The sequence below is a fragment of the Ewingella allii genome, assembly GCF_044430645.1.
GTDB lineage: Bacteria > Pseudomonadota > Gammaproteobacteria > Enterobacterales > Enterobacteriaceae > Ewingella > Ewingella allii.
Window position 1 is genome coordinate 1 of sequence record NZ_JAWUDN010000015.1, and the last position, 18,889, is coordinate 18,889.

Genomic DNA, 18,889 nt, shown 5'->3' on the forward strand with positions numbered 1-18,889 from the left:
TTTAATCTTTCCGACTCGTTCACTTCGTGATGTTGTTCACGTTGTTCCCTGTCGATGGAGCGGCATTATAGGGAGTTCTGAGCAGGCCGCAAGGGCTAATTTTAAGAAAAATTACCGTTTGCTGCATTCCACAGCAAATACACCGCTTATACCGTCTTTTACACAAACTTATCCACAGAGCAACATCTTGCTCAAATTTTACGAGCGCCGCGCAATCGTTTTCGCTACAATTTCGCGCGTCTGTTTTTGCCTTCATTAAGGTAACAACTAAGAAAAATGAGATGCGAAAGGACAGTTATCTAAGTGCAAAGCCGCTCTTTTCTCAAAATTGCTCTATAAAAAGAGAAGAAAGCGCCTCTTGAACTCAGATAACACTCTTTACTGCGACTTCAAAGCCAAGGAAATAACCACCATGTTACAACCTCGTCCAATCCGCCGTGCCCTACTCAGCGTTTCTGATAAGGCCGGTATCGTAGAATTCGCCGAAGCTTTAGTGCAACGCGGCGTGGAATTGCTCTCTACAGGCGGAACTGCTCGCTTACTCGCTGATGCAGGGCTGCCGGTGACCGAAGTTTCTGACTACACCGGATTTCCGGAGATGATGGATGGACGCGTCAAGACCTTGCACCCAAAAGTGCACGGCGGGATTTTAGGTCGCAGAGGCAAAGACGATGAGATCATGGCGCAACACGCCATCGCGCCTATTGATATGGTGGTCGTCAACCTTTACCCGTTTGCCCAAACCGTTGCGCGCCCAGACTGTTCACTGGAAGACGCGGTTGAGAATATTGATATCGGCGGGCCAACCATGGTTCGCTCAGCGGCGAAGAACCATAAAGACGTGGCGATTGTGGTTAAGAATGGGGACTTCGCTTCTATTATAGAAGAGATGGATAACAACGGCGGCTCCCTGACGCTGGAAACCCGTTTCAACCTGGCGATTAAAGCCTTTGAGCACACCGCGGCTTACGACGGCATGATTGCCAACTACTTCGGTACTATGGTTCCGGCTTACCACGGCGAAACCGACAAGCCTTCCGGCCAGTTCCCGCGCACCCTGAATCTGAGCTACATCAAGAAGCAAGATATGCGTTATGGCGAGAACAGCCATCAAAACGCAGCCTTCTATATAGAAGAGAATGTTAGCGAAGCTTCGGTCGCCACCTCGCAGCAGCTGCAAGGCAAAGCCCTCTCTTACAACAATATCGCGGATACCGATGCTGCTCTGGGATGTGTGAAAGAGTTTGCAGAGCCGGCCTGCGTCATTGTTAAGCACGCCAACCCGTGCGGCGTAGCCATCGGCGATTCCATTCTAGCAGCCTATGAGCGCGCCTATAAAACCGACCCGACTTCTGCTTTCGGCGGTATTATCGCTTTCAACCGCGAGTTGGATGCTGATACCGCAAAAGCCATCATCAGCCGCCAGTTTGTGGAGGTGATCATCGCCCCTTCCGTGAGCGAAGAGGCTCTGGCACTGACCGCGGCTAAACAAAACGTTCGCGTATTAACCTGCGGACAGTGGCAAAGCCGCCAAAACGCGCTGGACTTCAAACGCGTGAATGGCGGCCTGTTAGTGCAAGACCGAGATTTGGGTATGGTTGAAGCGTCAGACCTGCGCGTGGTCTCTTCCCGCCAGCCGACTGAGCAAGAGCTGTCCGATGCTCTGTTCTGCTGGAAAGTGGCGAAGTTCGTTAAATCCAACGCCATTGTTTATGCCCGCGACAAAATGACGATCGGCATTGGCGCAGGCCAAATGAGCCGCGTCTACTCGGCGAAGATTGCCGGTATCAAAGCCGAGGATGAAGGTTTAGAAGTGGCGGGTTCCGTCATGGCGTCCGACGCCTTCTTCCCATTCCGCGATGGTATTGATGCCGCCGCTGCCGTGGGCATTACCTGCGTGATTCAGCCGGGCGGTTCTATTCGCGATGATGAAGTTATCGCCGCGGCAAACGAGCACGGTATCGCTATGCTCTTTACCGACATGCGTCATTTCCGCCATTAATTCATAGACCACGACTCATTTTTTAGCGGGCTGCCTCAGCCCGCTCACCCGGAGCTTCTCATGAATATTTTAATTATTGGTAACGGCGGGCGTGAACACGCCTTAGCGTGGAAAGCCTCCCAGTCCCCGCTGGCGGATAAAGTCTATGTTGCTCCAGGCAATGCGGGCACGGCATTAGAGCCTCTGCTTGAGAATGTGGACATCGCCGCCACCGACGTTGCTGGCCTGCTGGCTTTCGCCCAGAGCCACAACATTGGTCTGACAATCGTTGGGCCAGAAGCGCCGCTGGTTATCGGCGTAGTAGACGCTTTCCGTGGTGCCGGTTTGAAAATCTTCGGCCCGACACAAGAAGCGGCCCAGCTTGAAGGTTCAAAAGCCTTCACCAAAGATTTCTTAGCTCGCCACAAGATCCCAAGTGCGGATTACCAGAACTTTACCGAAGTTGAGCCAGCACTGGCCTACCTGCGCAGCAAAGGCGCACCAATCGTCATCAAAGCCGACGGCCTTGCCGCAGGTAAAGGCGTGATTGTCGCCATGACGCTGGAAGAGGCAGAAGCCGCCGTTAATGACATGCTGGCGGGAAATGCCTTTGGCGACGCCGGGCATAGAATTGTTATCGAAGAGTTCCTCGACGGCGAAGAAGCCAGCTTTATCGTCATGGTTGATGGCAAAAATGTGCTGCCGATGGCGACCAGTCAGGACCACAAACGCGTGGGCGATGGCGATACCGGGCCGAACACAGGTGGCATGGGTGCCTATTCACCGGCTCCGGTAGTGACAGATGAGATCCACCAGCGCGTGATGGATCAGGTGATCTGGCCAACTGTGCGCGGCATGGCGGCTGAGAACAACACCTATACTGGCTTCCTGTACGCTGGTCTGATGATTTCTGCCGACGGCCAGCCGAAGGTGATTGAGTTCAACTGCCGCTTTGGCGACCCAGAAACTCAGCCAATCATGCTGCGTCTGCGCTCTGATCTGGTGGAGCTATGTCTTGCCGGTGCAGAAGGTCGCTTGGACGAAGTGACCTCTGAATGGGATCCGCGCCCTTCTCTTGGCGTGGTTCTGGCCGCGGGCGGCTATCCGGGGAACTACCACAATGGTCAGCCGATCCACGGCTTGCCGCTGGAGGAAGTGCCGGACGGTAAAGTGTTCCACGCCGGGACCCGTCTGCAGAATGAGCGCGTCGTGACCAACGGTGGCCGCGTGCTCTGTGTTACCGCACTGGGAAAAACGGTGGCCGCTGCGCAGTTACGCGCTTACCAGTTGGCGAAAGATATCAGTTGGGAAGGCAGCTTCTGCCGTAAAGATATCGGTTATCGCGCCATTGCTCGCGAGCAAGACCAGTAACCCCTGCCCCAGAACGGCAAAAGGCACGCTTCGGCGTGCCTTTCTTATTTATACAGCTTTCGCCAAGTCTCTTGGCTTATAAGTCGGACTCTTTTGGTTCCCACTTACAGAAATCTTCATTGGCCACCAGCAGCAATTCATCCCCTTCTGGCGCACTGAGCCAGGCTAACCCAAGGCGATCATTGGCCTGCGCAGCGCGCTTGGCTAACCAAACCTGCGAGCGAACGCTGAGGCTCAGAGTGACGGGCTGGCCCGCACAAGAGGTAATATTGCCCTGTTTCCACTGCCCCTGAATCAGCTGGACGTTACCGGCGCGCAGCGTGTTGCTGAGTTCGAGCAACTTCGCGGCTTTATATTTGTACAGCTCGATATCATCTGACGAGAGCTTTTCCCGGCGTTCGGGGAGCTGTCTCTGCATAAAGCTGACGTGGCCTTCATTGTCGAATCGCAGCATCACTCCAAGATCGGTCTTGGTGGCGTGGGTTTCGCGCATCAGGTGCAGTTGGTCTTGCTGATATTCATAGCGGGTGATCACCGTGTCACCACCATAGTAGGGGCTGTACACGTTGACGATAGTTTGAGGGTGGTGGTCGGCATTGTCGCGACGCCATAGGCGATTAATGCCCTGGTCAGCAACATAACCACTGGCGCTGAACAGCGGCGTGGTGTCTTTGGAACTGCAACCCACCAAACCGAGTACCAACAGGGTGGCAGCCAGTTTGGAGGTGATAAACAAAAGGGGCCGCTTAGCCGCCCCCTCGCTTATTCTTTTCACTGCAAGCAATTACTTAACAGCGTCTTTCAGAGCTTTACCAGAAACGAACGCAGGCACGTTGGCAGCTGCGATTTTGATTTCTTTACCAGTCTGTGGGTTACGACCAGTACGCTCGTTACGATGATTTACCTTGAAAGTCCCGAAACCAACCAATTGTACAGCATCACCTTCTTTCAGAGACTCGGTAATAGCAGACAGTGTAGATTCAAGAGCAACTTTGGCCTGTGCTTTGGAAAGATCAGCTTTGTCCGCAATTACATCAATCAGTTGAGTCTTGTTCATAAGTTATCCTTTACAGTGTGTTTATCGTTTGCAAAGCATCGAGTGCGACGGATATGCCGATTGACAGCACCCTCCTGCATACACGCACCGATAGCCACTTTTTTTACGCACCCCAAATGTAGACCAGACAGGGTGCGGATGTGAAGCCTTAAGGCACGACAAATCAGGCGTTAAATCACGTTTTCTTGCCTTATTGCGCTAAATTTATGCCAATGTTACTCACGGCGGCTTCACGCAGGTCAGAACGTAACCCTTTTATTAATTCAAGGTCACGCTCTTCACAGTCAGCCAACAGGCGGAAAATCTCCCATTGGATGTCCCATTCTTCCTCAACAGCAGGGATAACTTTCAGTTCTTCATCGGTCATTTCTTTGCCAGCCTGAGTCATCTCAAGCATAGCAACGGTGCGAATTGACGTTTCACTGACAGCAATCGCATGCGAGAGCGTCTCACCACTGAGCCGCGAGTGGATCAGTTCACCTAATGCGATACAGGCGTCGATTGCTGGGTAAACGCCGTAAATATCGTAGTCTTCAGCAGAAGGCACCGCCTCCTCTAACTTCTCAAGCTGTGTGTCAAAATTGACTTTGGCGTCCTTGACGACCAGCGTTTCCCAAACCAAATCCAAGATGCGACGATACAGCTGTGGTTCGCCGAACCCGGATTGCAGACAGAACATCTGATAGTTGGGATACATGCGCTCACAAAGGCTCGCCATAAACGTCAGGTGTTGCCAGCTTTCTAGCTTCTCCAGACGTAAATGTATCGGATTACGTAACATGGTTGGTTCTCGTTAACTTTTTCTGCGCAGGAGTTTACCTGAAATGATTGCAGATCCCTATGCCTTGATTCCTAAAGATTCCCGCTCAGGCGCTGCCAGCGCTGAAATGCTACCCGATTAGAGGCGACGGCGTCGGCCCAACGAGTAGGTTCTGGTAGTCGATAACCCCGCATACATTGTTCCACCCAGAAAAAAGCAGATTCTATGCTGATGTGATTACCGGGTGAAATGAACAATGGGTTACAGCGTAGTTTACTGCGCCACACCCAGCCAATTTGTTCGTCGCGGTCATACAGCGACTGTCGGCTATGCAGGGCATCTTCGAGGGGTAAAAACTTGCCGAACAGGCGGCTTTTTGCGACACCAATGGTCGGCACGTCGATCATCAAACCAAAATGGCTGGCGACGCCTAAACGCCTTGGATGCGCAATGCCCTGACCGTCTACCAGCACTAAGTCAGGCTGCTGTTGAAGCTGCTGCCAGGCCTGCATCAGCGCTGGCAGCTCACGGAAAGAGAGAAAACCGGGGATATAGGGCATGGTGGTCGCGATACGGGCAATCTGGTATTCCACCAGCTCAAGGGAGGGATAACTCAGGATAGCAATCGCCGCCCGCGTCACCTCGCCCCCCTGCTCGAATCCTACGTCAGCACCGGCAATAAAGCGCGGCGTCTGAAAACCGTCCGGGTCCTGAAGGACAATATTATCCGCCAGCACCCTCTGCTCTTCTCGTAAAACTCGAGTATCAATCATTCCTATACCTTATAAGCGCTTACTGATGGAAACGGCGCGATAAGTTGTGCACGGCCTCCACGAAGACGCCGGCATTCTCAGGCGGCACGTCCTGATGAATGCCATGTCCGAGGTTGAATACGTGACCATTACCGCTGCCGAAACCAGATAAAATCGTTTCGACTTCCTGCTCAATGCGCGCAGGCTTAGCGTAAAGCATAGACGGGTCCATGTTACCTTGCAGAGCAACTTTGTCGCCCACGCGACGGCGCGCATCGGCAATGTCCGTGGTCCAGTCCAGACCCAGCGCGTCACAGCCGGTGGCAGCCATCGCTTCCAGCCACTGCCCGCCGCCTTTGGTGAACAGCGTTACCGGCACGCGGCGTCCGTCGTGTTCACGAATCAGGCCATCAACGATTTTATGCATATAGTTCAGGGAGAATTCGCGGTAATCGCGAGGGGTCAGCACGCCGCCCCAGGTGTCGAACACCATCACCGACTGAGCGCCGGCTTTGATTTGCGCGTTGAGATACAAAATCACGCTGTCCGCCAGCTTATCCAGCAGCAGGTGCAGGGTTGCCGGTTCGGCATACATCATCTTTTTCAACTTGGTGAAGACTTTGCTGCTGCCGCCTTCAACCATGTAAGTCGCCAGCGTCCACGGGCTGCCGGAGAAGCCAATCAGCGGCACTTCGCCTTTCAGGTTTCTGCGAATGGTGCGCACGGCATTCATCACATAGCCCAATTCCATCTCTGGATCAGGGATTGGCAGCTTTTCAACGTCAGCGCGGCAGGTCAGCGGAGAGGTGAAACGCGGGCCTTCGCCAGTCTCGAAATACAGCCCCAGGCCCATGGCATCAGGAATGGTCAGAATATCGGAGAACAGGATCGCCGCATCCAGCGCATAGCGGCGCAGAGGCTGTAGCGTCACTTCACACGCCAGCTCGGCGTTTTTGCACAGCGACATAAAATCCCCGGCCTGCGCGCGAGTCTCTTTGTATTCTGGCAAATAGCGCCCGGCCTGACGCATCATCCACACCGGGGTCACATCAACGGGCTGACGCAGTAAAGCGCGCAGGTAGCGATCGTTCTTCAACTCACTCATTATTACTCATTCCTTCAATAATCTTGGCCGCACGGCATTCGTCTGGGCGGCATTGTAGCATGCCTATTATTCAGCATCGCCGTCGCGCTCGGCGCGGCACAGCACGACAGTATCTTCAATCAGTCGACGGGCAATAGTGCCGACCGGCGGTAACTGCGGTAAGGCATCAAAGCGATACCAACCGGCGTCGAGCAACTCTTTCGGGTCGTGTTTGATGTCGCCGCCGTCGTATTCCGCCATAAAGGCCATCATCAGAGAGTTCGGGAAAGGCCACGGCTGGGAGCTGACATAACGCACGTTTTTAACGCGCACATTGCTCTCTTCCATCACTTCGCGGGCCACCGTCTCTTCCAGCGTTTCGCCAACTTCGACAAACCCGGCCAGCACGGTGTGGATGCCATTGCGGTGACGAACATGCTGCGCCAGCAAAATCTCTTCACCTTTACGGATAGCGACGATAATGCAGGGGGCGATTTGCGGATAATAGCGTTCACGGCAGTGGCTGCACAGGGCGGCCCACTCGGTTTTGCTGACCTGCATTTCATGGCCGCAGTAACCGCAAAACTTATGCGAACGGTAGAACTCGGCGAGCTGCACGCCGCGCCCCACCAGCTGGAATAAGCCTTTGTCCTGATCCAGCAGTTGGCGTGCGGAGAACATATTGTTGTCCATCGCCTGACGAACCAGCCAAACCGGCGCGCCTTGCCATTCGCCAATTTGTCGGCCAATTTTGCCAATCAGCGAGAATTGCGCCGCATCACCAAAAGGTAATTCGCCCTGTGGCAGCCACAGCTTGCCCTCGTGGCTGATCACCCACCAGCCGTTATGTTGGTCTGTTATCTGTAATTCCATATTGTTGTTGCATAACCTCGACGAGACTGACAATCTGGTTTTCGGAAGTTAAATATTAGTAACCTTTAACCTTTTGGTTACTTTTCTCTCGCTCACGGAGTCAACCATGCTAAATCGTCTGGAAAGACTGACCCAACGCGTTGGTGGCAGTAACGAGTTAATCGATCAGTGGCTTCATGCGCGCAAAGAACTCTTAGTCTCCTATTGCACGCTTGTTGGACTGAAACCGAACAAAGAAAAGCATACCCCGCTAAACGAAAAAGCGCTGGATAACTTTTGCCACAACTTGGTGGATTATCTCTCAGCCGGCCATTTCCACCTTTACCACCGTATTATCGATGAAGTTGAAGGTATCGACAGCCCAAAACAGCTGATTGCGTCGAAAATCTATCCAGCCCTTGAACTGAACACCGAAGCTATCATGGCTTTCCATGACAGTTATACCGAAACAGATATCACCGATGACAACGCCTTTGCTTTCCACTATGCGCTTTCTGATATCGGCGAAGCCTTAGATGCGCGCTTTGTCCTTGAAGATCAGCTAATTACTTTAGCGTTCGAACCTTCACAAGATGTGTTACCACCCGTTGCAAACGACCAGATCCTTGAGCGTCCGGCGTAATTTCGAAACAATCGATTAACCTATTTCAACATTAAATAACCCTATCTGGGTTGTAGTTTATTATTCGGCCCCCTATATTGGGGCTTCTTGTCGGAGTGCCTAGCGCATGATGTTCCTCACGGACGTTACGCCAGGCTGAGACCGTTAATTCGGGATCCGCGGAACCTGATCGGGTTAATACCCGCGAAGGGAACAAGAGTAATGTCATGCGTTTAGCCTCATTCCGGCCCTGCATCGCCACGGCCTTTGGCGGCTAAATCGACCGTTTTTACTCCTGCCGTAAACCTCCAGACAAGCAATTTTCCATCACGTAACGTTTTTTATCATGAAAAACACGAGGAATTTGCTATGTCGAGCATTCAGTCAAACACCCCTAAAAAGCCCGTAAACCGTCGCGAGCAGCGCGCCGAAGCTCAAGATTTTATCGACAGCCTGCAGGGCGTCGCCTTCCCTAACTCCAAACGTATTTATCTGCAAGGCGAGCGCGCCGACGTGCGCGTGCCGATGCGCGAGATCCAACTCAGCCCGACGCTCATTAGCGGCACCAAAGACAACCCGCGCTATGAGGAAAACGAGGCCATTCCGGTGTATGACACCGCCGGGCCATATGGTGACCCAGAGGCGTCGATTGATGTCCACGCCGGCCTGGAGAAGCTGCGCGCGGGCTGGATTGCTTCGCGCAACGATACCGAAGAGCTGCCGCAGGTAAGCTCCGGCTTTACCCAGCAGCGTCTGGCCGATGACGGGCTGGACCACCTGCGCTTCGAGCATTTGCCTCGTCCGCGCAAGGCACTGGCGGGTAAAAACGTTACCCAGCTTCACTATGCCCGCCAAGGGATAATCACCCCGGAGATGGAGTTCATCGCCATCCGCGAAAACATGGGCCGTGAGCGAATTCGCGGTGAAGTGCTGCGCCAGCAGCATCCGGGGGAGAGCTTTGGTGCTCACCTGCCCGCCAATATCACGGCGGAATTCGTGCGTCAGGAAGTGGCCGCAGGCCGGGCGATTATCCCCGCTAACATCAACCATCCAGAGTCCGAACCGATGATTATCGGCCGCAACTTCTTGGTGAAAGTGAATGCCAACATCGGCAACTCGGCGGTAACTTCCTCTATCGAAGAAGAGGTGGAAAAACTGGTGTGGTCCACCCGATGGGGCGCGGACACCGTAATGGACCTGTCCACCGGCCGCTATATCCACGAAACCCGCGAATGGATTTTGCGTAACAGCCCGGTGCCTATCGGCACAGTGCCGATCTACCAAGCCTTGGAAAAAGTGAATGGCATTGCAGAAGACCTGAACTGGGAGATGTTCCGCGACACCCTGCTGGAGCAGGCGGAGCAAGGCGTTGACTACTTCACCATCCACGCGGGCGTGCTGCTGCGCTATGTGCCAATGACCGCCAAACGCCTGACCGGCATTGTGTCGCGCGGCGGCTCAATCATGGCGAAGTGGTGCCTGTCGCATCATAAAGAGAGCTTCCTGTTTGAGCATTTCCGCGAAATTTGTGAAATTTGCGCCGCCTATGACGTCTCTCTGTCGCTGGGCGATGGCCTGCGTCCGGGTTCTATTCAGGATGCCAATGACGAAGCCCAGTTCGCCGAGCTACGTACCTTGGGCGAGCTGACCAAAATCGCCTGGGAATATGATGTTCAGGTGATGATTGAAGGGCCGGGCCACGTGCCAATGCAGATGATCCGCCGCAACATGACGGAAGAGCTGGAACACTGCCACGAGGCGCCGTTCTACACGCTGGGGCCACTGACCACCGACATTGCGCCGGGCTATGACCACTTCACCTCGGGTATCGGGGCGGCCATGATCGGCTGGTTCGGCTGCGCCATGCTGTGTTATGTCACGCCGAAAGAGCACCTCGGCCTGCCGAACAAAGAGGACGTGAAGCAAGGGTTGATCACCTACAAAATTGCCGCCCACGCGGCGGATTTGGCGAAAGGCCATCCGGGCGCGCAGATCCGCGATAACGCGATGTCGAAGGCGCGTTTTGAATTCCGCTGGGAGGATCAGTTCAATTTGGCCCTCGATCCGGCTACGGCGCGGGCCTACCACGACGAAACCCTGCCGCAAGAGTCAGGCAAAGTCGCTCACTTCTGCTCTATGTGCGGCCCGAAATTCTGCTCAATGAAAATCACCCAAGAAGTGCGCGATTACGCGGCAACCTTGGAAACTCAGGCGCAGCCTATCGAGATTGTGCAAACCGGCATGGCGCAAATGTCCTCGGAGTTCCGTTCACGCGGCAGCGAGCTTTACCACCCGGCCGACAGCTTCAGCGCGGAGGCCAGCAAATGAGCGCGATAACCCTCGCCTTCCCCGCCGTTCCTTTCAGTCTGGGGCTTTACCCGGTGGTAGACAGCGTTGAATGGATCGCCCGCCTGCTGGACGCGGGCGTTAAAACTATTCAGCTGCGGGTCAAAGACCTGCCTGACGAAGAGGTCGAATCGGCCATTATTCAGGCCATCGCATTGGGGCATCAGCATCAGGCGCAGCTGTTTATTAATGATTATTGGCGTCTGGCGGTAAAGCATCGGGCCTACGGCGTGCATCTCGGGCAGGAAGATCTCGACACTGCCGACTTAGGGGCGATTCACGCCGCCGGGCTGCGTTTGGGGGTTTCGACCCATGACGATGCCGAGCTGGCGCGCGCCGTGGCGGTGAAGCCTTCTTATATCGCCCTCGGCCATATTTTCCCGACGCAAACCAAAGAGATGCCTTCCGCGCCGCAGGGCTTGCAGGAGCTGGAGCGCCACATCAGGCAGCTCGACGGCAGCTTCCCCACCGTGGCGATTGGCGGCATTAGCATCGACAAAGCGCCGTCGGTGTTAGCCACCGGCGTCGGCAGCATCGCGGTGGTCAGCGCCATTACGCAGGCGGCGGACTGGCGCAAGGCAACCGCGGAACTTCTGGCGCTCTGCGCCGGTGAAGAGGCTGATGATGCTCAATGATCAATCCTTTATGCGTTACAGCCGCCAGCTGCTGCTCGAGGAGTTTGGTCCCGACGGGCAGGAGAAAATCGACGCCGCCAGAGTGCTGATTGTCGGCCTTGGCGGGCTGGGTTCCCCCGCCTCGCTCTACCTTGCGGCGGCTGGCGTCGGCAAGCTGACGCTGGCGGATGACGACGCACTGCATATTTCGAATTTGCAGCGGCAGGTTATCTATCGCAGCGCCGACGTGGATAAGCCCAAGGCGGCGGTCGCCAAGCGCGAGTTACTCAGGCTGAACCCGGAGTGTGAAATCGTGGCAATTGAGCAGCGACTGGAGGGTGAAACCCTCACCGAGGCCGTGCGTGCTGCGGATCTGGTGCTGGATTGCAGCGACAACATGGCCACTCGCCACGCCATCAATCAGGCTTGCGTAGAGAATCAAAAAACCTTGATCAGCGGCAGCGCGGTGGGCTTCAGCGGCCAGCTGCTGGTGCTCGAACCGCCTTATTCTCACGGCTGCTACGCCTGCCTCTACCCCGACCACCACACGCCGGTGCGCAATTGCCGCACCGCCGGGGTGCTCGGCCCGGTGGTCGGAGTGATTGGCACGCTGCAAGCCTTAGAAGCCTTGAAAATTATCGCCGGGCTCGGCAGTTCGCTGAGCGGAAAATTACGCTTATTCGACGGCAAACAGCAAAGCTGGCGGACGGCACAACTCACGCGCTCAGACTTTTGCGCGGTATGTGGAGCTAAACCGTGAAGCTGATGATAAATGATGAACCTCACCATTTCGCCGCGCCTCTCACCCTGCTGGACCTGCTCGAACAGCTAAACCACCCTCAGGATGGCAGCGCGCTGGCGGTTAATCAGGTAATTATTCCGCGCCACAACTGGTCTGCGCACCAGTTGGCCGATGGCGACAACATCTTGCTGTTTCAGGCCATCGCTGGAGGATGACATGTTAAAGATTGCTGATACGACTTTTACCTCACGCCTGTTTACCGGAACCGGCAAGTTCGCCAGCGCGCCGCTGATGCAGCAAGCCCTTGCCGCGTCGGGCTCGCAGCTGGTAACGATGGCGATGAAGCGCGTGGACCTGCGCCGCGGCGGCGACGACATTCTTGCGCCGCTGCAAAAACTTGGCGTCAAACTGCTGCCGAACACCTCGGGGGCGAAAACGGCTGAAGAGGCGATTTTTGCAGCCCAGCTTGCGCGAGAAGCGCTGGGTACTCATTGGGTTAAACTGGAAATTCACCCGGATGTGAAATACCTGCTGCCGGATGCCGTTGAAACCCTGAAAGCGGCAGAAACGCTGGTAAAACAAGGCTTTGTGGTGTTGCCTTATTGCGGTGCCGACCCGGTGCTGTGTAAGCGTTTGGAAGAAGTGGGCTGCGCGGCGGTCATGCCGCTTGGCGCGCCAATTGGCTCCAATCAGGGTTTGATCACCCGCGAGTTCCTGCAGATTATCATCGAACAAGTCCGCGTGCCGGTGATTGTGGATGCCGGAATTGGTACGCCAAGTCAGGCGGCGGATGCGCTGGAAATCGGCGCGGACGCGGTGTTGGTCAATACGGCGATTGCCGTCGCGGGCGACCCAATCGCCATGGCGCAGGCTTTCAAACTCGCGGTAGAAGCCGGCGCGCTGGCCCGCCACAGCGGTCTCGGCGGCAAACACCGCACGGCGTCGGCCTCCAGCCCGCTCACCGGATTCCTTTCTGCTTCGGCGGAGAGTGCCACATCATGAGTACTTTTACCCAAGTCTGGGAAACCCTCGACTGGGATGACCTGTCGCTGCGGATTAACAGTAAAACGGCTGGCGATGTCGAACGCGCGCTCGGTAAGGCGAAGATTAGCCGCGATGACTTTATGGCGCTGATCTCCCCCGCCGCGCTGCCCTATCTCGAGCAGATGGCGCAAAAGGCGCAGGCGCTGACTCGCCAACGCTTCGGCAACACGGTGAACTTCTTCGCCCCGCTCTACTTATCTAATCTTTGCGCCAACGAATGCACCTACTGCGGCTTTTCGATGAGTAATCGCATCAAGCGCAAAACCTTAGATGAAGAGGAGATTGACCGCGAGTGCGACGCCTTAAACAGCTTAGGTTTCAAGCACCTGCTGCTGGTGACGGGGGAACACAAAACCAAAGTGGGGATGGATTACTTCCGCCAGCATTTCCCGGCGATTCGTCAGAAATTCGATTCCCTGATGATTGAGATTCAGCCGCTGTCGCAGGAGGAATATGCCGAACTGAAAACGCTGGGGCTGGACGGCGTGCTGGTGTATCAGGAAACCTATCATGCGCCGACCTACGCCCTGCACCACCTGCGCGGGCAGAAGCAGGACTTTTTCTGGCGGCTGGAAACGCCGGACAGGCTGGGCCGAGCAGGCGTGGATAAAATCGGGCTGGGCGCCCTTTTCGGCCTCTCCAACAACTGGCGGACCGACAGCTATATGGTGGCGGAGCACCTGTTTTATTTGCAACAAACTTACTGGCAGACGCGCTACTCCGTGGCTTTCCCACGATTGCGCCCCTGTGCGGGAGGGATTGAGCCTGCGTCGATCCTTGAAGAGAATCAGCTGGTGCAGCTGATCTGCGCTTTTCGGCTATTTGCGCCGGATGTCGAACTTTCGCTTTCCACCCGCGAATCGCCTTACTTTCGCGATCACGTGGTGCCGCTGGCGATCAACACGGTCAGCGCAGGATCTAAAACTCAGCCAGGCGGCTATGCCGATGATGACCATCCCGAGCTAGAGCAGTTTGCGCCACACGATAACCGTTCGCCAAAACGCGTGGCCGAGGCTCTGACACTGGCCGGGTTGCAGCCTGTGTGGAAAGACTGGGACAGTTTCCTTGGACGCGCCTCGCAACAAAATGCTGATTCACCGAGAGCCAAAACTATTATCTGAATAGGGATCGGAAGGCTGAACACCGGCCCTCGCCGATAAAAGTGGCAAAGGATAAGGTGTCTTTGCCGCGACAATCGTGCCGTGGCCGGAGCCAGCCATCCCGGCTCCGCCTCCCAAATGCCGCCCTAAACTGGCCTCATCCCCGGTTCAGGGCGGTACCTCTTTGCCCCGCCACCAGCAAATTTTCCTTCTAGAGGCACTTTCAACAGGCAAAAAAAAACCGCCCCCGAAGGAGCGGTTTTCACGCAGTCTGCTATCAAAAACGATTACTCGTCGTTGTTACCAAAACCGGCGTTCAGCAATTCAGCCAAGTTAGCCGTTGCTTCGTCCGCGCTAACCTGCGGAACAACTGGCACTTCGCCTTGTGCTTTACGGCGAGCACGATCCTGATGATAAGCGTAACCGGTACCGGCTGGGATCAGACGGCCAACGATGACGTTTTCTTTCAGGCCACGCAGTTCATCACGTTTACCCGCAACAGCGGCTTCGGTAAGAACGCGCGTCGTTTCCTGGAACGATGCAGCGGAGATGAAGGACTCGGTCGCCAAGGATGCCTTGGTGATACCCAGCAGGTCACGGGTGTAAGTGGCCGTGATTTTGCCTTCAGCTTCCAACTGACGGTTAGCGATTTTAACGCGAGACATTTCTGCCTGCTCGCCTTCCAGGAAGTCGGTGCCACCAGCGCTAACGATGGTGCCTTTACGCAACATCTGACGAACGATAACTTCGATGTGTTTATCGTTAATCTTAACGCCTTGCAGACGGTAAACTTCCTGCACTTCGTTGGTGATGTAACGGGTAACCGCATGAACACCACGTAAACGCAGAATGTCGTGTGGAGATTCTGGGCCGTCAGATACAACGTCACCACGTTCCACAACTTCGCCTTCGAACACGTTCAGCTGACGCCATTTCGGGATCATTTCTTCGTAAGCATCGCTGCCATCCAACGGAGAAATTACCAGACGACGTTTGCCTTTGGTCTCTTTACCGAAGGAGATGATCCCGCTGATTTCAGCAAGGATTGCAGGCTCTTTCGGACGACGCGCTTCGAACAAGTCAGCAACGCGTGGCAGACCACCGGTGATGTCCTTGGTACCGCCGGATTCCTGAGGAATACGCGCCAAGGTGTCACCTGGGTGAATCTGAGTACCATCTTCCAGCTGTACAATTGCTTTACCTGGCAGGAAGTATTGAGCAGGCATATCAGTACCTGGGATCAATACGTCGTCGCCTTTGGCGTCAACAATTTTCAGTGCCGGACGCAGGTCTTTACCGCTACCAGTACGCTCTGCAGAATCCAGAACAACCAGTGAAGACAAACCAGTCAAATCATCGGTCTGACGGGTAATGGTCTGGGTATCAACCATATCAGCGAAGCGAATGAAACCGCCCACTTCACTGATTACAGGCATGGTGTGCGGATCCCAGTTAGCTACGGTTTCGCCGCCGTTAACTGCCTGACCGTCACCTTTGCCCATGATGGAACCGTAAGGCACTTTATAGCTTTCTTTGGTACGACCAAATTCGTCGATCAATTTCAGCTCGGTGTTACGAGAAGTGATAACCAGTTTGCCGTTAGCGTTAGTAACGTGCTTGTGGTTGCTCAGCTTAATCGTACCGGTGTTTTTCACCTGAATGCTGGATTCTGCTGCCGCACGAGATGCCGCACCACCGATGTGGAACGTACGCATCGTCAGCTGAGTACCCGGCTCACCGATGGACTGTGCTGCGATAACACCTACTGCTTCACCTTTGTTGATGATGTGACCACGTGCCAGGTCGCGACCGTAGCAGTTTGCACACACACCAAAATCGGTTTCACAGCTTACGACTGAACGTACTTTCACGCTGTCGACTGAGTTCTCTTCTAACAGATCACAGGTCTTCTCGTGAAGCAGGGTGTTACGTGGAACCAGAATATCCGCCGTACCCGGCTTGAGGATATCTTCAGCAGTTACACGACCCAGAACGCGTTCGCGCAGTGGTTCTTTAACGTCGCCACCTTCGATGACCGGAGTCATCATGATGCCTTCGTGAGTACCACAGTCGTCTTCGGTCACTACCAGGTCCTGTGCCACGTCAACCAGACGACGGGTCAGATAACCGGAGTTCGCAGTTTTCAATGCTGTATCCGCCAAACCTTTACGAGCACCGTGGGTCGAGATGAAGTACTGGAGTACGTTCAGACCTTCACGGAAGTTCGCGGTGATTGGCGTTTCAATGATGGAACCATCTGGCTTAGCCATCAGGCCACGCATACCGGCCAGCTGACGAATCTGTGCAGCGGAACCACGCGCACCGGAGTCGGCCATCATAAAGATGCTGTTGAAGGAAACCTGCTGCTCAACAACACCGTCACGGTTGACGACGTCTTCAACAGACAAGTTTTCCATCATTGCCTTGGCAACACGTTCGTTAGCTGCGGCCCAGATATCGATCACTTTGTTATAGCGTTCGCCAGCGGTTACCAGACCAGACTGGAACTGCTCCTGGATCTCAGCAACTTCGGTTTCTGCTTCTTCGATGATCTCTGCTTTCTTCGCAGGGATAACCATGTCATCGATACCTACTGACGCACCTGAACGGGCAGCGTAAGCAAAACCGGTGTACATGATCTGGTCAGCAAAAATAACGGTCGGCTTCAGGCCCAAAATGCGGTAACAGGTGTTCAGCATTTTGGAGATAGCTTTTTTACCCAACGGCTGGTTAACGATAGAGAACGGCAGACCTTTAGGTACGATCATCCACAGGATCGCACGGCCAACCGTAGTATCGATAATGGTCGTTTGGTGTACAGACTCGCCTTCAGTGTTTTTGATTTCTTCTGTAATACGCACTTTGACACGCGCATGCAGAGAAGCCAGACCGGCGCGGTAAATGCGCTCAGCTTCTTTAGGGCCAGTCAGAACCATGCCTTCGCCTTTGGCGTTAACACAGTCACGGGTCATGTAGTACAGACCCAATACAACGTCCTGAGAAGGAACGATGATTGGCTCGCCGTTCGCTGGTGACAGGATGTTGTTGGTAGACATCATCAACGCACGCGCTTCCAGCTGGGCTTCCAGCGTCAACGGTACGTGAACAGCCATTTGGTCACCATCGAAGTCGGCGTTATATGCCGCACAAACCAGCGGGTGCAGCTGGATTGCTTTACCTTCGATCAGAACCGGTTCAAACGCCTGGATACCCAAACGGTGCAGGGTTGGTGCACGGTTCAGCAGTACCGGGTGTTCGCGGATAACTTCGTCCAGGATGTCCCAAACGACAGCTTCTTCGCGCTCAACCATTTTCTTAGCAGCTTTGATGGTGGTCGCGAGGCCACGCAGTTCCAGCTTGCCGTAGATGAACGGTTTGAACAGTTCCAGAGCCATTTTCTTCGGCAGACCACACTGGTGCAGACGCAGGTATGGACCTACGGTGATAACGGAACGACCAGAGTAGTCGACACGTTTACCCAGCAAGTTCTGACGGAAACGACCTTGTTTACCTTTAATCATGTCTGCCAGAGATTTCAGCGGACGCTTGTTAGAGCCGGTGATAGCACGACCGCGACGGCCGTTATCCAGCAAAGCATCTACCGCTTCTTGCAGCATACGTTTTTCGTTACGTACGATGATGTCAGGCGCAGCCAAGTCCAGCAGGCGTTTCAGACGGTTGTTACGGTTGATAACGCGACGATACAGATCGTTCAGATCTGAGGTTGCGAAACGACCGCCGTCCAACGGAACCAATGGACGCAAGTCTGGCGGCAGTACTGGCAGCACGGTCAGGATCATCCACTCTGGCTTGTTACCAGATTGAACGAACGCTTCCAGTAGCTTGATACGCTTGGTCAGCTTCTTACGCTTGGTTTCGGAGTTGGTTTCGTTCAACTCTTCACGCAGCTGTTCGCACTCTGCTTCCAGATCCATGTTTTTCAACAGGGCCTGAATAGCTTCTGCGCCCATCTTGGCGTCGAATTCATCACCAAACTCTTCCAACGCGTCAAGATACTGCTCTTCAGTCAGGATCTGGCGTTTTTCGAGGTTGGTCATACCGCCTTCGATAACCACATAGGATTCGAAGTACAGTACACGTTCGATATCACGCAGTGGCATATCCAGCAGCAAACCGATGCGCGATGGCAAAGATTTCAGGAACCAGATGTGTGCAGTTGGAGATGCCAGTTCGATGTGGCCCATACGCTCACGGCGTACTTTAGTCTGGGTCACTTCAACGCCGCACTTCTCACAGATCACGCCGCGATGTTTTAAACGCTTGTACTTACCGCACAGGCATTCGTAATCTTTTACTGGTCCGAAAATACGGGCACAGAAAAGGCCGTCACGCTCTGGTTTGAACGTACGGTAGTTAATGGTTTCTGGCTTCTTAACTTCACCAAAAGACCAAGAACGGATCATGTCTGGCGATGCCAGAGCAATTTTGATCGCATCAAACTCTTCGGTTTTAGTTTGCGCTTTCAGAAACTTTAGTAAGTCTTTCACGGATTGGCTCCCGTCGGGTTAGACCTGTTAGGCACCTGTTGTCTATTGATAAACAG

General features: G+C 54.5%; 17 protein-coding genes and 1 riboswitch. Of the genes, 10 read left to right on the forward strand and 7 right to left on the reverse strand.

Annotated features, from left to right (window positions below):
- The 3 genes from SBO83_RS20945 to purD all read left to right on the forward strand — a co-directional run.
- Nucleotides 1-259: hypothetical protein (locus SBO83_RS20945; protein ID WP_396132802.1), on the forward strand; the 259-nt coding region annotated here is incomplete at its 5' end.
- A gap of 153 nt (nucleotides 260-412) precedes the next feature.
- Complete coding sequence (gene purH, locus SBO83_RS20950) at nucleotides 413-2,002, forward strand: bifunctional phosphoribosylaminoimidazolecarboxamide formyltransferase/IMP cyclohydrolase (RefSeq protein ID WP_396132803.1); 1,590 nt, start codon at nucleotides 413-415, stop codon at nucleotides 2,000-2,002.
- Between the two features lie 60 nt (nucleotides 2,003-2,062).
- Entirely contained in the window at nucleotides 2,063-3,352 is a 1,290-nt protein-coding gene (gene purD, locus SBO83_RS20955; protein WP_396132804.1) for a phosphoribosylamine--glycine ligase, read from the forward strand.
- A gap of 76 nt (nucleotides 3,353-3,428) precedes the next feature.
- Here the strand turns inward: purD and SBO83_RS20960 are convergent, their stop codons facing one another.
- The 6 genes from SBO83_RS20960 to nudC all read right to left on the reverse strand — a co-directional run bounded on the left by SBO83_RS20960 (nucleotide 3,429) and on the right by nudC (nucleotide 7,878).
- Nucleotides 3,429-4,088: a DUF1481 domain-containing protein gene (locus SBO83_RS20960; protein WP_396132805.1), complete on the reverse strand. Its 660-nt coding sequence runs from the start codon at nucleotides 4,086-4,088 to the stop codon at nucleotides 3,429-3,431.
- 48 nt (nucleotides 4,089-4,136) lie between these two features.
- On the reverse strand, nucleotides 4,137-4,409 hold the full coding sequence (gene hupA / locus SBO83_RS20965) for a nucleoid-associated protein HU-alpha (RefSeq protein ID WP_013577396.1): 273 nt from the start codon (nucleotides 4,407-4,409) through the stop codon (nucleotides 4,137-4,139).
- A 190-nt stretch (nucleotides 4,410-4,599) separates the two neighbouring features.
- Nucleotides 4,600-5,190 carry a YjaG family protein gene (locus SBO83_RS20970; protein WP_034795037.1) on the reverse strand — a complete coding sequence of 197 codons (591 nt, stop codon included), beginning with the start codon at nucleotides 5,188-5,190 and terminating at the stop codon, nucleotides 4,600-4,602.
- Nucleotides 5,191-5,261: 71 nt separating this feature from the next.
- The gene (gene nfi / locus SBO83_RS20975; RefSeq protein WP_353500613.1) at nucleotides 5,262-5,942 is read right to left on the reverse strand and encodes a deoxyribonuclease V; all 681 of its coding nucleotides are present in this window, start codon (nucleotides 5,940-5,942) and stop codon (nucleotides 5,262-5,264) included.
- 19 nt (nucleotides 5,943-5,961) lie between these two features.
- On the reverse strand, nucleotides 5,962-7,026 hold the full coding sequence (gene hemE / locus SBO83_RS20980) for a uroporphyrinogen decarboxylase (RefSeq protein ID WP_396132806.1): 1,065 nt from the start codon (nucleotides 7,024-7,026) through the stop codon (nucleotides 5,962-5,964).
- 66 nt (nucleotides 7,027-7,092) lie between these two features.
- A complete protein-coding gene (nudC, locus tag SBO83_RS20985; protein WP_396132807.1) occupies nucleotides 7,093-7,878 on the reverse strand; it encodes an NAD(+) diphosphatase in 786 nt (261 codons plus the stop codon).
- 106 nt (nucleotides 7,879-7,984) lie between these two features.
- Between nudC and rsd the strand changes: the two genes are divergently transcribed.
- From rsd to thiH, 7 genes are all read left to right on the forward strand, one after another.
- Nucleotides 7,985-8,500: a sigma D regulator gene (gene rsd, locus SBO83_RS20990; protein ID WP_185688791.1), complete on the forward strand. Its 516-nt coding sequence runs from the start codon at nucleotides 7,985-7,987 to the stop codon at nucleotides 8,498-8,500.
- 81 nt (nucleotides 8,501-8,581) lie between these two features.
- Nucleotides 8,582-8,709, forward strand: a riboswitch (TPP riboswitch).
- A 139-nt stretch (nucleotides 8,710-8,848) separates the two neighbouring features.
- Entirely contained in the window at nucleotides 8,849-10,807 is a 1,959-nt protein-coding gene (thiC, locus tag SBO83_RS20995; RefSeq protein WP_396132808.1) for a phosphomethylpyrimidine synthase ThiC, read from the forward strand.
- Nucleotides 10,804-11,460 (forward strand): thiamine phosphate synthase, encoded by a 657-nt coding sequence (gene thiE, locus SBO83_RS21000; protein WP_396132809.1) that lies wholly within the window; start codon nucleotides 10,804-10,806, stop codon nucleotides 11,458-11,460. The genes thiC and thiE overlap by 4 nt, the downstream gene beginning before the upstream one ends.
- Nucleotides 11,450-12,199: a molybdopterin-synthase adenylyltransferase MoeB gene (locus tag SBO83_RS21005; protein ID WP_396132813.1), complete on the forward strand. Its 750-nt coding sequence runs from the start codon at nucleotides 11,450-11,452 to the stop codon at nucleotides 12,197-12,199. Before thiE ends, SBO83_RS21005 begins: the two co-directional genes overlap by 11 nt.
- Nucleotides 12,196-12,396, forward strand: coding sequence for a sulfur carrier protein ThiS (gene thiS, locus SBO83_RS21010; protein WP_396132810.1), 201 nt, complete (start codon nucleotides 12,196-12,198; stop codon nucleotides 12,394-12,396). Before SBO83_RS21005 ends, thiS begins: the two co-directional genes overlap by 4 nt.
- Before the next feature lies 1 nt (nucleotide 12,397).
- Nucleotides 12,398-13,183, forward strand: a complete 786-nt coding sequence (locus SBO83_RS21015; protein ID WP_396132811.1) for a HisA/HisF-related TIM barrel protein — start codon at nucleotides 12,398-12,400, stop codon at nucleotides 13,181-13,183.
- A complete protein-coding gene (thiH, locus tag SBO83_RS21020; RefSeq protein ID WP_396132812.1) occupies nucleotides 13,180-14,346 on the forward strand; it encodes a 2-iminoacetate synthase ThiH in 1,167 nt (388 codons plus the stop codon). Before SBO83_RS21015 ends, thiH begins: the two co-directional genes overlap by 4 nt.
- Before the next feature lie 266 nt (nucleotides 14,347-14,612).
- Here the strand turns inward: thiH and rpoC are convergent, their stop codons facing one another.
- A complete protein-coding gene (gene rpoC, locus SBO83_RS21025; protein WP_353500572.1) occupies nucleotides 14,613-18,833 on the reverse strand; it encodes a DNA-directed RNA polymerase subunit beta' in 4,221 nt (1,406 codons plus the stop codon).
- Nucleotides 18,834-18,889 lie beyond the last annotated feature (56 nt).